The sequence below is a fragment of the Methylocystis sp. genome (assembly GCF_051062815.1).
Classification (GTDB): Bacteria; Pseudomonadota; Alphaproteobacteria; order Rhizobiales; family Beijerinckiaceae; genus Methylocystis.
The window spans coordinates 19865-33111 of the sequence record NZ_JBPFDU010000059.1 but is presented as its reverse complement, the minus strand read 5'-3'; the positions used below and the strand labels follow the sequence as shown (position 1 = coordinate 33111).

Below are 13247 nucleotides of genomic sequence, written 5' to 3'. Positions count from 1 at the left end.
AGATAGCTGTCGCGGCGTCGACGGCGACTTCTCTCAACATCCACGCGCGCTTCTTTACGGCTGGCGCGCAAGCGGAATTTCCGCACATGCGAGCCGTAATTCAGGATAATTAATGACATTCGAAGAACTGGGCCTTTCCCAAAAGGTTCTCGCGGCCGTCCAAACGTCCGGCTATACGACCCCCACGCCAATTCAGGCGCAGGCCATTCCACCCGCCTTGCAGGGGCGCGACATTCTCGGCATCGCCCAAACGGGCACCGGCAAGACAGCCGCCTTCACCCTGCCGATGCTGAGCCGTCTCGAAAGCGGCCGCGCCCGCGCCAGAATGCCGCGAACGCTTATTCTGGAGCCGACGCGCGAACTTGCCGCGCAAGTCGAAGCAAGCTTCGCCAAATACGGCGAGAACCATCGGCTCAACGTCGCGCTGCTGATCGGCGGCGTCGCCTTCGGCGAGCAGGAAACCAAAATCATGCGCGGGGCCGACGTGCTGATCGCCACGCCGGGTCGCCTGCTCGACTTCTTCGATCGCGGCAAGCTGCTGCTCACCGGCATCGAAATTCTCGTCATCGACGAGGCGGACCGTATGCTCGACATGGGTTTCATTCCCGATATCGAGCGCGTCTGCAAACTGGTGCCATTCACGCGGCAGACGCTCTTCTTCTCTGCGACGATGCCGCCTGAAATCACGCGGCTGACGGAAGCCTTTCTGCATAATCCGATCCGTTGCGAAGTCTCGCGCGCCGCGACGACGGCGACCACGATCAGGCAGGTTCTCGTCGCTTCGCGGGGCCACGCCGATAAGCGCGAGACGTTGCGCACGCTCATTCGCGACGCCGAAAACTTCAAGAACGCGATCATCTTCTGCAACCGCAAGCGCGACGTGGCGACCCTTCATCGCTCGCTCGTCAAGCACGGCTTTTCCGCCGGCGCCCTGCACGGCGACATGGATCAGCTCGCGCGGATGGCCTCGCTCGACGCGTTCAAGACTGGCGATGTGTCGCTGATCGTGTGTTCGGATGTGGCGGCGCGCGGCCTCGACATTCCGGACGTGAGCCATGTGCTCAACTTCGACGTCCCGACGCACAGCGAAGATTACGTGCACCGGATCGGCCGCACCGGCCGCGCCGGCCGGTCGGGCGTGGCGATCACGCTCGTCACCGAAGACGACATGAAATATATCGACCAGATTCAGAGCCTCATCGGCAAGGCGATCGACTGGGAAGGGCCGGGCTTCGACGCCTTGCCGCCGCCGATGGAGACGAGCCGCCCGCAAGAGCGCCGCGGCGAGCGCGCCGAACGCGGGCCGCGCCGGGAGCGCGGCCGCCGACCAGCCGCGGCCGAGCGCGAAGCGCCCATCAGCCGCCGGCCGACAGCCGCCGCCGCTGAACGCGAGGCCCCGGTCAACCGCCGGCCAGCAGCCGCTGAACGCGAAACGCCTGTAAGCCGCCGGCCGCCGCCGTCAGCCGCCGCCGATCGCGAGGCGCCCGTCAGCATCGGCCGGTCCCGCGGCGGCCGCGTCAAGGCTGACGGAGAAGGCGTGCGGCCTCCGGCCTATCGGGCGCCGGCCGGGCCGCCGGCCGCAGAGCGCCGTGAGCGCCGCCCGCGCCATCATGAAGACGATGGGCCGCCCGTCATTGGACTGGGCGACCACGTGCCGTCCTTCCTGTTGCGCCCGGTGGCGCTGAGGCCGGCGAAGGTCGGCGAAGAATAGTTTTTTTCGGCAAGGCTTGCCTGGTCAAAGGCTTGCCCGATCAGGCAAGCCGGCCCCGCAGCGGACTCATCCTTCGAACGGCGCCATTGCGCCGCGAATTTTCTCCGCCTGTTCAGCGAGCTTAGCGTCGTCCGCCATGGTCCCCGGAGGGCGCAAGGCGACGCCGTCCCAACGCGGCAGCAGGTGGAAGTGCAGGTGATAAATCACCTGTCCGCCGGCGCTTTCGTTGAATTGATGCAGCGTCAGCCCGTCCGCGGCAAACGCCTTTTCGATCGCCTTCGCGACGTGCTGCACGCGCTTCATCAATTGGCCGAGCGTTTCCGGCGAGACGTCGAGGAGTCCGCGCGCGCCCTCCTTTGGAATGACCAGAACATGGCCCTCGGCGCGGGGCATGATGTCCATAAACGCGAGCGAGACGTCGTCTTCATAGACCTTATGCGCGGGGATTTCTCCGCGCAGAATCTTGCCGAAAATATTATTGGAGTCATAGGCGACGGCCATGGGCTGTTCCCTTCGAGCGCTTGCTCCTTAAAATCGTTTTGGCCGTTCTGACGGGCGCTTGCGTCTCGAGGGACGTCGCTCATGGCGCGAACGAAGCGTCGCCTGGCGGCGACAGTCCCGTTCCCGCTGAAGAAGGCCGGCAAGGAAAGCAATTGCGCTTGAGGCCTGTCAATCCCCAAAGGCGAAGGCGCGGATATTGGTGAGGCGAAAATCGCTCGCCGGATAAACGCCGAGAATCTCCACTTCCTTGGAGAAGAACTGCAGTTCTTCGAGCGCGCGCGCCATCGCCGGCTGCTCGGGATGTCCGTCGGCGTCGGCGAGAAAGCGCGTCGCGGCGAATTCGCCGTCAACCATGTAGCTTTCGAGCTTGGTCATATTGACGCCATTCGTGGCGAAGCCGCCAAGCGCCTTGTAGAGCGCGGCCGGCACGTTGCGCACGCGAAAGATGAAGGTGGTGATGGTCGACCCCGCGCTCGGCGCCGCCCAATGCCTGGTCTTCGACAGCACGATGAAACGCGTCGTGTTATGCGCCTCGTCCTCGATGTTCTCCGCCAGCACGTCGAGATCGTAGATGTCGGCGGCGAGTCGCGGCGCGATCGCGGCCTTCGTCGGATCGCCCCATTCGGCGACTTCGCGCGCGGCGCCGGCAGTGTCTCCGGCGGTGTGCGCCGCGAGGCCGAGTTGGCGGATGGCGCGGCGGCACTGACCCAGCGCGTGGACATGGCTGTAGACGCTTCTGAGCCCCTGCCGCGTCGCGCCCCTGGGCGCCATCAGGTGAAAATGGATCGGCAGGAAGTGTTCGCCGACGATATGCAAACCCGAATGCGGCAGGAAATGATGAATATCCGCGACGCGTCCGGCGATCGAATTCTCGATTGGGATCATGCCGAGCGCGGCGCGCCCCTCGGTCACCGATGCGAAGGCGTCCTCGAAGCTTGCGCAAGGGAGCGGCGTCAGATGCGGATAGGCCTGACGGCAGACGAGGTCGGAATTCGCGCCGGGCTCTCCCTGATAGGCGATATATTGCGTCACTTTGGGTCCTGTTCGCGCGCCGCCGCGCGCAGCGCGGTCAAATCGCGTTCCGTATCCACCGATGGGGCGCCTTTGTCCAGCACAGCGGCGTCGATGCGCATGCCGGCCTCGATCGCGCGCAACTGCTCGAGGCGCTCACGCAATTCGAGCGGAGAGGGCGCAAGCGCGACGAATCGTTCCAGCGCGGCGCGGCGAAAGGCGTACACGCCGATGTGCTTCAATCGCGGCCCCTCGCCATAAGGCGCCGGGGCGCGCGTAAAGTAAAGCGCGCGAACCCGTCCAGGCGCGAGCGAGGCTCCCACGAGCTTGACGGCGTTGGGATCGCTGGCGTCTTCGGCGCGCGCCGGGCAGGCGAGAGTGCCGATGTCGACGGCTGGATCGTCGAGAAGCGCGAGCGCCGCTTCGAGCGCCCCGTCCGGAAGCAAGGGCTGGTCTCCCTGCAGATTGACGGCGGCGCCATGGCGGCCTTTCGGGTCGAGCGCCCGCAAGGCTTCGCCGATGCGATCGCTGCCACAGGCGTGAGAGCCGCGCGTGAGCGCCGCGTGTCCGCCGACCGATTCGATGGCGCGCGCGATCTCGGGAGAGTCGGTCGCGACCACGACAGGTCCGAGCGCTGCGGCGCATGCGCGCTCCCAGACATGGACGATCATGGGCCGACCGTCGATTTCGGCGAGCGCCTTGCCGGGCAGACGCGTCGAGCGTAGACGCGCCGGAATAATGACGATCGGCGCGAGCGCCTGCACGGCGCTAATAGGCGTTGCTATCCTCGGCCATCCAGCCTTTTTCGCTCTTCACGAAATGCAGCGTGCCTTCGCTCGTGTGCACTTCGGCCTTGGCGAATGTCCGGTTGTCGTCGAGGCCGAGAAAGGCGCAGGTTCCGCGCTCGCGCTCATCCGCGCATTTGGCTTCGAAACCCTCGGGAAACAGAATTTCAGCCTCATACATCAATTCGTAAGCGTCGACGTTCTCGCGCTTCACTTCGCGACCCTGCACCTTCTTGAAGGAGACGAGCTTGGCGTCGACGCCGTTCTTCTCCAGAAGATTGCGCAAGACCTTCGCGCCCGTGGCGTCGCCGGGCATATGTTCGCCGCAAGCGGAAAGCGTTAGGGCGACCGAGACGCCGGCCACAAGCCCAAGAACAAAGCGGAATCCAGATGCCATCTACTCCTCCAGCGCCACGTTCATCAGGGCGCGATGTTATTGGTTACGCTGGTCGTCGAAACGCCCTCGCAACTCCCCATCTGTGAAATTTCATATCAGATAGTTGCATTTTTGTGCAGCCGGAGTAACGTGACTGCGCCAAATGAGTTGCGCGTCTGGCGGCGTCGAAGGGCCTGTAAGAAGACCCATGGCGTGCGTAAGCGTTTGATGCGTATTCGGCACAACTTTGAATACCCTGCGGAGTGCTCAGGTCCGCCGCATCTCCTGGGTCCGTGGGGTTGGCCGACTGGCGGTGGTTGGAGTGGCCTCCTTGAAGCCATCGTCAGTCGGCCGCCTTCCCCAAGGCGGTTTCTTCTCCAGCCAAAAAATATCGGAGCGTCACTGCGGCGGCGCTCCTTCTGGCTAGACCAGCGATTGTGACGAACGCCTCGACAGGGCGCGCGCTTTTTCTGCGCGCGCTTACTTGATCTTGGTTTCCTTGAATTCCACGTGCTTGCGCACGACGGGATCGTATTTCTTGAAGACGAGCTTTTCCGTCTTGGTGCGCGCGTTCTTCTTGGTCACGTAGAAATAGCCCGTATCCGCCGTGGACAGGAGCTTGATCTTGATCATGGCGGACTTGGCCATCGTTCATCCCAGTCTATCAGAGAAATGAAATCGTCCCGGTCGCTGAGCGCGCCGGGAGCGAATTGGGCGGCAACATACGTGCGGCGCGAACGATGTCAAGAAGGCGCGCCCGGCCAGTCTGAGTCCAGCGCGATTCGCGCCTCGTCAAGAGGATACGGCAAAGAACAGCCATAATTTTGTTGGTTAATCCACAAGAGAAGCGGCGTGTGGCTGGAACGACTCTGGCGAATTGCGCGGCAATTCTCGGGCGGGGAGAAATATCTCGTAAGTAGCTGGCGCTCGCGCGCGCCGTCGAACGCAGCGCCTGCATGTATCGACGTGAAGAAGTGCTTCCTTCGCCTTCACGCGAACGCGCTTGGAGTGAGTAGTATGAGCGTAACACTCGAAAAGCGGCGCAAAGTCGCGGAGTTGGAGAATTTTGAACGGCGGATACTCCAAGAGAAGCGGCGCCTCTTGAGAGAGCTCGAAAGCTTGGAGAAGCCCTTCCGCAACACGCGCGCGATGGGCTGGATCAAGGATGTTTCGAGCGACGTCGCTGGCGAGTGGCGCGCGGTCCAGGGCGCCGCGTCATTCAGAGCGCCGATCTGGTTTTATGTCGTCGCCGGGGCCGTCCTGCTGGGAGGCGTCGGCGTCGTCGCGACTTTCGCCTCGAGAGGCGCGCCGCGCGCTGACGGCGCGACGCTGCGTCAGGTCGAAACGCCGACGACGCCTGTGCGGATCGAGCCGCCGCCGCCGGCGCCCGTGACCGAGGCCGCGCAAGCCGCCGACGTCGCGCCATCCTCGGCGCTTACGGTTAGCGCCCCGCCGGACTCAATTGCGCCACCCACGCCGTCGACGCCCGAGTCCAAGGAGCTGAAAGAGCGGCTTCTGGAGGCTCAGGCCGCGGCGGAGCCCTTGCCCGAGCCGCTGCCGCCGCCCCAAAAAACCGACGTTCCCGCCGCCGCGCCAGCGCTCGGCGCGGCGACGGTTCCGCCGCTCGGAGCGGCGCTGCCGAAAACCGCCTTCGACGACGCGCCGCCAATTGATACGGCCGCGACGGCGGAGCCGGACGACGAGGCGCCAGCGGCGCGGACTACTGCGGCGCGCGAAAGCCAGCGCGAGGACGCGCCCGCGAACGAGGGCCGCCGCGCAAAGTGTTTCGTCAAGGTCGATGGACGGGTTCTCTTCGAGCGCAGCTGCCTGCTGCGCCAGCCCGGGCGCTCGACGCTGACGCTCAACGCCGGGGACGACGCCGTTGTTCTGACGCAAGATCATGGACGGACGTGGACGGCGAGCCTCGGCGGCCGCAGCCTCGGCAAAGTCTATCGGACAGGCGAGTGCTGGGGCCGGCGCCGACAGGTCTTCATCTGCGCGAAGGGCGCCTGAAGCGCGCCGGGCCTCTTGGCGAGAAATCGAGAGTGTTGTGACCGCCCAAACGTAAGCCTCGACCGTCAGACTATCGTTTGCGGCGCGCGGGCTTTCGCTCACGTTCCTTTTTCGCCCGCGGCGACGGCGCGCGGCGTTCGCCGCCGCTCACGACTTCGAATCGCAAAGCGCCGGCGATCGGCGCCGCCTCGATCAGCTTCACTTCTATAATATCCGCCAGCCGGTAGCTGACGCCGGAGCGCGAGGTGAGCGCATGCGCGGCCTCGTCATAGGCGTAATATTCACGGCCCAGCGTCGCCGCCGGCACGAATCCATCGGCGCCTGTCTCGGCGAGGCGCACGAAGAGCCCCGATCGCGTCACGCCGGAAATGCGCGCTGAAAAGCGCGCGCCGATCTGGTCGGCGAGATGATGCGCGATGAGCCGATCGACGGTCTCGCGCTCCGCCGCCATCGCGCGCCGCTCGGCGGCCGAGATGCGGGCGGCGATCTCCGCAAGTTCGCCAACCGGCATCTCCGGCAAAGCGCCTTCGCCGAGCTTCAACGCGCGAATGAGCGCGCGATGCACGATCAGATCAGCGTAGCGGCGAATGGGCGAGGTGAAATGCGCGTAGCGGCGCAGATTGAGGCCGAAGTGCCCGTAATTTTCATGCGTGTATTCGGCCTGCGCCTGCGTGCGCAGAATGATCTCGTTGACGATGTTCTCGTGCTCCAAGCCCTTCACGCGATCAAGGATCACATTGAAATGCGCGGGGCGCAGCGCTTGGCCCTTGGCGAGCTTGACGCCGATCGTCGCCAGGAACTCCGAGAGGGCCGAGACCTTTTCGCGCGAAGGTTCGTCATGGGCGCGATAGATCAGCTGCTGGCGATGCTGCTCCAAGGTTTCGGCCGCCGCGACATTGGCCAGAATCATGAATTCTTCGATCAGCCGATGCGCTTCGAGCCGCGGCGGAATGATGACGCGATCGAAAGAGCCGTCTTTCTTCAAAAGGATCTTGCGCTCGGGCAGGTCGAGATCGAGCGGCGCGCGCAGATTGCGGGCGTGCTGCAGCGCTTCATGCGCGGCGTAAAGCGTCCGCAGCACCGGGGCGAGCAGCGGCTTGGTGGTTTCATCCGTGCGGCCCTCGATCGCGTCCTGCGCCTGCGCATAGGCGAGCTTGGCGTGCGAGCGCATCATCACGCGATGAAAACTATGATCGATCTTCCTGCCCTTGCTGGTGACGCGCATGCGCACGGCGAGCGCCGGCCGATCTTCATTGGGCCGCAATGAGCAGAGGTCGTTGGAGATGCGCTCGGGCAGCATCGGCACGACGCGGTCGGGGAAATAGACCGAATTGCCGCGCTCCAAGGCGTCGCGGTCGAGCGCCGAGCGCGGCGTCACATAATGCGCGACGTCGGCGATCGCGACCGTAAGGACGAAGCCGCCGTCATTGTCCGGCGCACTGTCGGGCGCGGCGTGCACCGCGTCGTCGTGGTCCTTGGCGTCCGGCGGATCGATGGTGACGAGCGGCAGATCGCGCCAGTCTTCGCGGCCGTGCAGAGAGGCGTGCTGCGCGCGTTCGGCCTCCGCCGTCGCCTCGGCGCGAAACACATCCGGAATGTCATGCGCGCGCAGCGCGATGAGGCTCACCGCCTTTTCGCCCGTCACCGAGCCGAGCGTTTCGCGCACGCGGGCGCGCGGCGCGCCAAAACGCGTCTTGCCGATGAGATCAATCGAGACGAGGTCGCCGTGCTTGCCTGCGCCGATGTCGGCCGCCGCGACGGCGAGTTCGCGTCCGGCCTGCTTCTTGTCGATCGGCTCGATGCGGCCGGCGCCATTCGCTTCGATATGCAGCACGCCGAGCACGCGTTGGCGCTGGCGCGACAGGAGTTTGACGACGCGTCCGACATAGGGCGGCTCGTCCGGTCCGGCGTCGCGGTCGGGCTCGGCGCGAACGAGCGCGCGATCGCCGACGCCGGGCAGGGGCTCGCCCGGCCGGGCGCGACGCGGCGCGTGGATGCGGATGCGCGGCGCCGGCCCCAGCTCGTCCTCGTCCCATTCGACGGGCGCGGCGATCATCTCGCCGTCGCGGTCGCGCGCGATGATGTCGACGAGCGCAACCGGCGGCAGCGTCCCCTTGCGGTTCACGCGCTTGCCGCGCTTTTCCAGGAGGCCTTCATCCGCCATCTCGGCGAGCAGGCGCTTGATGGCGATCCGGTCGTCGCCGGCGGCGCCGAAGGCGCGGGCGATTTCGCGCACGCCGATCTTGCGCGGGCCGCCCGCCTCGGTTTCGCGGGAGATGAAGGCGAGAATGTCTTCGCGAGAGGGCGCGTGTTTCGCCGCGTGTTTCGCCGAGTGTTTTGCTTTGTCTTCTTTCGCCAAGGGCTCGCTCAAAAGAGGCAAGAAAATCGCCGTTCGACGCGGCGGGCGTGCACTTCAACCGGACTCGGCATCACACATATAGGACGCTGGCGGCAAAGTTGAAACGCTCCTTCAAGATCGGCGAAATTCGAGAAGGCTTTCCTCTACTTCGCCGCGGCTTTTTTCGTCGCGGTTTTTTTTGCGGGCGCCTTCTTCGCCGCAGGTTTCTTTGCGACCGTTCCGGCGACCTTTACGGGCTGGGATTCGTCAAAAGGCGTCTCATCGCTGTCTTCGATTTTCTTTTTTGCATTGGTCGGCGCTTTCTTACTGGGCGCTTTCTTGGCAGGCGCTTTTTTCGCCGATTTCTTCGGCGCGCCGCCTTTGGCTTCGATCAGTCGCAGGGCCTCTTCGAGAGTCACGTCCTCGGCTGAAGCGCCCTTGGCCAGCGTCGCGTTGATCTTGCCCCAATTGACGTAAGCGCCGAAGCGGCCGGGGCGAACCGTGACCTTGCCGCCCTCGGGATGCTCGCCGAGCGCGCGTCCCCCGCCCGTCGCGCCGCCGCCGCCGGCGGCCTTCTCGGCGAGAAGCTCGATCGCCTGTTCGAGCGTCAGCGCCGCGGGGTCGTTGCCCTTCGGGATCGTCGCATTGATCTTGCCCCAGTTCACATAAGGACCGAAACGGCCGGCCTTGACGGTCACCGATCCGCCTTGAGGGTGATCGCCCAGCACGCGCGCCGGCTCCGAGGACCCGCGCGAGAAGCGGGAGCCCCCGCCGCCCGATTCCTTTTGCACGATGAGATCGATGGCGCGGTTTGCGCCAATGCTCAGCACGTCGTCGTCGCGGCCGATATTGGCGTAGGTCTTGCCGTGCTGGACATAGGGCCCGAAGCGCCCGATGCCGGCGACGATCGGATCGCCGCTCGTCGGATGTTTCGCGACTTCGCGCGGCAGCGCGAGCAGGGCGATGGCTTGCATCAGCGTCAGATCGTCAGGCCTGATGCTCTTGGGGAGCGACGCGCGTTTGGGCTTTTCGCCGCCTTCTTCCTGCTCGCCTTCCTGCACATAGGCGCCGAAGCGGCCATCCCGCAGCGTGACTTCCGCGCCGGTTTCAGGATTGACGCCCAGGACCTTCACGCCCGGCCTCGCCGCGTCGGCGGCGTCGCCCGTCGGCGGCGACAGGGTTCGCGTGTAGCGGCACTCGGGATAGTTGGAGCAGCCGACGAAGGCGCCGAATTTGCCGACTTTCAGCGAGAGCTGACCGCTGTTGCAGGCGGGACAGAGCCGAGGATCGCTTCCATCCTCCTTCGGCGGGAAGACGTGGGGACCCAGCAGCTCGTTGAGGCTGTCGAGCACCTCGCTGACGCGCAAATCCTTGGTGCCGTCGACGGCCGCCGAGAAATCTTTCCAGAAGTCGCGCAGCACCTGTTTCCAGTCGATCTCATTATTGGAGACGAGATCGAGCTTTTCTTCGAGGTCGGCGGTGAAGTCGAATTCGACATAGCGCGAGAAGAAGCTTTCGAGGAAGGCGACGACGAGGCGTCCCTTGTCCTCGGGCACGAGGCGCTTCTTGTCGATCCGCACATAGTCGCGGTCGCGCAGCACGGCGAGCGTCGAGGCGTAGGTCGAGGGGCGCCCGATGCCGAGCTCCTCCATGCGCTTGACGAGCGTCGCTTCCGTGAAGCGCGGCGGCGGCTCGGTGAAATGCTGGGTTGCGTCGATTTTTTCGCGCGTGCACGGCTCGCCCTGCGCCATCGCCGGCAGGCGACCGCCGTCCTCGTCCTCGCCGTCGTCGCGGCCTTCCTGATAGAGCTCAAGGAAGCCTGGAAAGCGAATGACCTGACCCGTCGCGCGCAGCTCCAACGCGCGGTCTCCGGCTTTCGCGTCGATGTCGACGGTGGTTCGCTCCATCTCGGCCGACTCCATTTGGCTGGCGATGGTGCGCGTCCAAATCAGCTCATAGAGCTTGGCCTGTTCGGGTTCGAGATATTTGGCCACTTCCTTGGGCAGACGCGTGGGGTCGGTCGGGCGGATCGCCTCATGGGCTTCCTGCGCGTTCTTGGCCTTCGTCGTATATTTGCGAGGAACCTTGGGAACGAAACGGTCGCCGTATGTCTTTCCAATCACGCCGCGCACGCTGGCGACCGCTTCGGGCGCCATGTCGACGCCGTCGGTTCGCATATAAGTAATGAGACCGGCCGTCTCGCCGCCGATGTCGACGCCTTCATAGAGCCGCTGGGCGATGCGCATGGTGATCGCCGGCGCGAGCCCGAGCTTTCGCGAGGCCTCCTGCTGCAAGGTGGAGGTCGTGAAGGGCGCGTAAGGGTGGCGCTTGACGGGTTTTGCCTCGACCGAGCGCACGACAAAGGCGGCGGTCTCCAGCGCCTTCTTGAAGTCCTCGGCCTCCTGGCCCGCGCCGATGTCGAGCCGCGAAATCTTCTTGCCGTCGGCGCCGACGAGGCGCGCCGTGAAGGGTTCGCCCGCCTGGGTCTTCAGATGGGCGACGAGCGACCAATATTCGCGCGCGACGAATTTCTCGATTTCGAGCTCGCGGTCGCAGACGAGGCGAAGCGCGACGGACTGCACGCGGCCGGCCGAACGGGCGCCGGGGAGCTTGCGCCACAGCACCGGCGACAGGGTGAAGCCGACGAGATAGTCGAGCGCGCGGCGCGCGAGATAGGCGTCGACCAGCGCCTGATCGATCTCGCGCGGATGCGCCATCGCCTCTTGGATCGCGGCCTTGGTGACCGCATTGAAGACGACGCGCTCGATCTTCTTGTCCTTGAGCACGCGCTTCTTGTTCAAAATGTCGAGCAAGTGCCAGGAGATGGCCTCTCCCTCACGGTCGGGGTCGGTCGCCAGGATGACTTTGTCGGCGCCCTTCACCGCCTCGGCGATGGCGGCGACGCGCTTTGCGCCCTTGGCGTCCATTTCCCAGACCATGAGAAAATCCTGGTCGGGGTCGACCGATCCGTCCTTGGCGGGAAGATCGCGAACATGGCCGTAGCAGGCCAACACATTGAAATTCTTGCCTAAATATTTGTTGATCGTCTGCGCTTTGGCCGCTGATTCGACGATTACGACATTCATTTCGCGATAATTCCAGGAGGCGCGCCGGCTTGGCGAGCGGCGGAAGATGGTCAAAATGGGCGCCCGCTGTCAAATTGGCCACCCCGAGGGGGAAGCCGGCGCCGCGCCGCTCAATGGTCGAAATAACCGGTGAGCGCCGTAAAAAGCGCAAAGCCTCCGATGAAAAAAATCGAAGACCAGCGCGTGTCCTCGGCAGCCTCGTGAGCCTCTTTCATCAGGTCCTCGACCGCCGCGATTTGCAGAATTCCGGCGGTAAAGGCCAGGGCCGACAGTTTCAGCGCCTCGCTTTGGCCGCGCAGGAGCCAGTAGCCGATCGTCGCGCCGAGAAGACAGAAGACGATGAAGGATCCGGCGAGCGTCAGACGCCAGAACCGCCTCACGCCGTTGCTTCTCAAATTGGCGATGGCGGCGAAGCCCTCGGGGAAGTCGGCGAGCGACTGACCCACAGCCAGGATTAAAGCTAGGCTAAAGGACACGACCGAGCCGACGCCGATCATGAGTCCGTCGGCGAAGAGATCGACGCCGACCGCGGCATAGACCATCGACGCGTCGGCCCTGTCGCCGCCGACCAGTCTGTCGACCGACATTACCAGAAGCATGTAGAAGCCGCCTCCGGCCAGCAGCGCCAGCACAATCGCCCAGATCGAAGCGCCGCCGGAGAGGGCGGTCGGCATCAGCTCGACGGCGACGACCGCGCTCACGACGCCTGCCGCGACATGCAGCGCGCGGCTCAGCATGCGCGGAGAGGTTTCGACGAGTTCAGCCACGACGCCGCCGACGAAATTGCCGAGCGTCGGCAGCAATGCGAGCAAAAGAACGATCGGATAGTCGGTCATCGGGTAGAAAGCCCGACCGCTCCATTTGGTTCCGTGCGGAGCGCTTGCTCGCCATGACGCCCTCCTGTATGAGCGAGCCCACGCGGCGCACGCCGTGCTAAGGCCTCGTGGCGGAGTGGCTACGCAGAGGACTGCAAATCCTTGTACGGGGGTTCGATTCCCTCCGAGGCCTCGCCTTTTTCACGCGAGAAATGGGCGCCGTCAATTTGAAGGCGCGCGCTTAACGATAGCGCAGAAGAAGCGGACCGCGCGGCCCACAGGCGCCGCATTCGGATTCGTTTTCTCCGCAGTTGCGCTATAGTTCGGGGCGACGTCACCATCGAAGAGGGTAATGATGCTGAATGCGTTGATTGCGGATGCGCAGGCGCGGCTGGACCAGGCGCGCCGCGAGTTGAAATCCGCCGTTCTTGATTTCGACGTCTCGGATGACAGGCTCCTGGAACTGCGGGCCTCGGCGCGCCGCGTCTATGACGAACTCAGCGCGCTTGACCGCAAGAAGCTGAAGAGAGGCATTTTCGGCTTTTTGAAAGTCTGGTGACCGCTATGCGGCGCGTCGGCTCTTTCGTCCGCCGACGCGCGCTCCATAATTG

General features: G+C 64.7%; 11 protein-coding genes and 1 tRNA gene. 4 read left to right on the top strand and 8 right to left on the bottom strand.

All coding sequences use genetic code 11. The features are described 5' to 3' along the window. Positions 1 to 112 precede the first annotated feature (112 nt). Entirely contained in the window at positions 113 to 1711 is a 1599-nt protein-coding gene (locus ACR65W_RS08955; RefSeq protein ID WP_434500901.1) for a DEAD/DEAH box helicase, read from the top strand. A gap of 66 nt (positions 1712 to 1777) precedes the next feature. Here the strand turns inward: ACR65W_RS08955 and ACR65W_RS08950 are convergent, their stop codons facing one another. From ACR65W_RS08950 to rpmG, 5 genes are all read right to left on the bottom strand, one after another. After that, entirely contained in the window at positions 1778 to 2212 is a 435-nt protein-coding gene (locus ACR65W_RS08950) for an HIT family protein (RefSeq protein WP_434500900.1), read from the bottom strand. 168 nt (positions 2213 to 2380) lie between these two features. Continuing rightward, positions 2381 to 3244 (bottom strand): prephenate dehydratase, encoded by an 864-nt coding sequence (locus tag ACR65W_RS08945; RefSeq protein ID WP_434500899.1) that lies wholly within the window; start codon positions 3242 to 3244, stop codon positions 2381 to 2383. After that, the gene (locus tag ACR65W_RS08940; RefSeq protein WP_434500898.1) at positions 3241 to 3987 is read right to left on the bottom strand and encodes a 3-deoxy-manno-octulosonate cytidylyltransferase; all 747 of its coding nucleotides are present in this window, start codon (positions 3985 to 3987) and stop codon (positions 3241 to 3243) included. The genes ACR65W_RS08945 and ACR65W_RS08940 overlap by 4 nt, the downstream gene beginning before the upstream one ends. 4 nt (positions 3988 to 3991) lie before the next feature. Next, positions 3992 to 4405, bottom strand: a complete 414-nt coding sequence (locus ACR65W_RS08935) for a hypothetical protein (protein WP_424375773.1) — start codon at positions 4403 to 4405, stop codon at positions 3992 to 3994. A gap of 459 nt (positions 4406 to 4864) precedes the next feature. Further along, positions 4865 to 5032, bottom strand: a complete 168-nt coding sequence (rpmG, locus tag ACR65W_RS08930; RefSeq protein ID WP_014892635.1) for a 50S ribosomal protein L33 — start codon at positions 5030 to 5032, stop codon at positions 4865 to 4867. Positions 5033 to 5401: 369 nt separating this feature from the next. On the opposite strand from rpmG, the gene ACR65W_RS08925 reads away from it, so the two are divergent. Then, positions 5402 to 6397, top strand: a complete 996-nt coding sequence (locus ACR65W_RS08925; RefSeq protein WP_434500897.1) for a hypothetical protein — start codon at positions 5402 to 5404, stop codon at positions 6395 to 6397. 70 nt (positions 6398 to 6467) lie between these two features. On the opposite strand, the gene rnr is transcribed toward ACR65W_RS08925, so the two are convergent. The 3 genes from rnr to ACR65W_RS08910 all read right to left on the bottom strand — a co-directional run bounded on the left by rnr (position 6468) and on the right by ACR65W_RS08910 (position 12657). After that, positions 6468 to 8756, bottom strand: coding sequence for a ribonuclease R (gene rnr, locus ACR65W_RS08920; protein WP_434500896.1), 2289 nt, complete (start codon positions 8754 to 8756; stop codon positions 6468 to 6470). A 143-nt stretch (positions 8757 to 8899) separates the two neighbouring features. Continuing rightward, positions 8900 to 11821: a type I DNA topoisomerase gene (gene topA / locus ACR65W_RS08915; RefSeq protein WP_434500895.1), complete on the bottom strand. Its 2922-nt coding sequence runs from the start codon at positions 11819 to 11821 to the stop codon at positions 8900 to 8902. A gap of 110 nt (positions 11822 to 11931) precedes the next feature. Then, a complete protein-coding gene (locus tag ACR65W_RS08910) occupies positions 11932 to 12657 on the bottom strand; it encodes a ZIP family metal transporter (protein WP_434500894.1) in 726 nt (241 codons plus the stop codon). A gap of 101 nt (positions 12658 to 12758) precedes the next feature. On the opposite strand from ACR65W_RS08910, the gene ACR65W_RS08905 reads away from it, so the two are divergent. Both ACR65W_RS08905 and ACR65W_RS08900 read left to right on the top strand, forming a co-directional pair. After that, a tRNA-Cys gene (locus ACR65W_RS08905) sits at positions 12759 to 12829 on the top strand. Between the two features lie 159 nt (positions 12830 to 12988). Continuing rightward, positions 12989 to 13195 (top strand): hypothetical protein, encoded by a 207-nt coding sequence (locus ACR65W_RS08900; RefSeq protein ID WP_434500893.1) that lies wholly within the window; start codon positions 12989 to 12991, stop codon positions 13193 to 13195. Positions 13196 to 13247 lie beyond the last annotated feature (52 nt).

What these genes read in the sequence shown, in the direction of transcription:
- ACR65W_RS08955 (WP_434500901.1), top strand. Translation starts at nt 113, where the DNA reads ATGACATTCGAAGAACTGGGCCTTTCCCAAAAGGTTCTCGCGGCCGTC.
- ACR65W_RS08950 (WP_434500900.1), bottom strand. Translation starts at nt 2,212, where the DNA reads ATGGCCGTCGCCTATGACTCCAATAATATTTTCGGCAAGATTCTGCGC.
- ACR65W_RS08935 (WP_424375773.1), bottom strand. Translation starts at nt 4,405, where the DNA reads ATGGCATCTGGATTCCGCTTTGTTCTTGGGCTTGTGGCCGGCGTCTCG.
- rpmG (WP_014892635.1), bottom strand. Translation starts at nt 5,032, where the DNA reads ATGGCCAAGTCCGCCATGATCAAGATCAAGCTCCTGTCCACGGCGGAT.
- ACR65W_RS08925 (WP_434500897.1), top strand. Translation starts at nt 5,402, where the DNA reads ATGAGCGTAACACTCGAAAAGCGGCGCAAAGTCGCGGAGTTGGAGAAT.
- topA (WP_434500895.1), bottom strand. Translation starts at nt 11,821, where the DNA reads ATGAATGTCGTAATCGTCGAATCAGCGGCCAAAGCGCAGACGATCAAC.
- ACR65W_RS08910 (WP_434500894.1), bottom strand. Translation starts at nt 12,657, where the DNA reads ATGACCGACTATCCGATCGTTCTTTTGCTCGCATTGCTGCCGACGCTC.
- ACR65W_RS08900 (WP_434500893.1), top strand. Translation starts at nt 12,989, where the DNA reads ATGATGCTGAATGCGTTGATTGCGGATGCGCAGGCGCGGCTGGACCAG.